1 protein-coding gene is annotated in these 514 nt (G+C 49.0%); it reads left to right on the top strand.

Going from position 1 to position 514, the window contains the following annotated elements; genetic code table 11:
- A partial coding sequence (locus SLS51_RS23245; protein ID WP_323840841.1) for an IS1634 family transposase occupies window positions 1–514 on the top strand: 514 nt, incomplete at both ends.

The following is a 514-nucleotide window of genomic DNA, read 5'->3' as shown; positions in this document are numbered from 1 at the left end:
TTATCGGCATCGCCTCGCCGGAAATTCAGGCGATTACCGCGTATGCGGGGCGCGGGAAACCCGGCAAGCATCAACACCCCAAATCGGTTCATTATCAATTAGCCGGTCAGGCTTATACCCGGTTAGACAAGGTGAAGCAGGCCAGATTGCGGGTCGGGAGGTTTATTTTAGCGACCAATGAACGGGATGAAGGACGGCTTGATATGGCGGTGTTACTGGCTAATTATAAGGCACAACAAAAGGTAGAGCGGGGTTTTCGCTTCCTGAAAAGTCCGGAATTCCTGACGTCTGCCATTTTCCTGAAAAAACCAGAGCGGATAGAAGCGCTGTTAATGGTGATGACATGTTGTCTCATGGTTTATGAGGCGCTGGAGCATAAAATTCGCCACGAATTGAAACAAAGTGTGCCGTTTTTCCCCGATATGAAGAACAAACCGACACAATCCCCCACCGCGCGTTGGGTGTTTCTGGCCTTTGAAGGGATCAGCACCTTTGAATTTCAAGAACATAAAAT

The organism is Photorhabdus africana (assembly GCF_035181445.1).
Lineage (GTDB): Bacteria > Pseudomonadota > Gammaproteobacteria > Enterobacterales > Enterobacteriaceae > Photorhabdus > Photorhabdus laumondii.
Note: the sequence above shows the minus strand (reverse complement) of the source record. Positions and strands in the feature narration are given on the sequence as shown.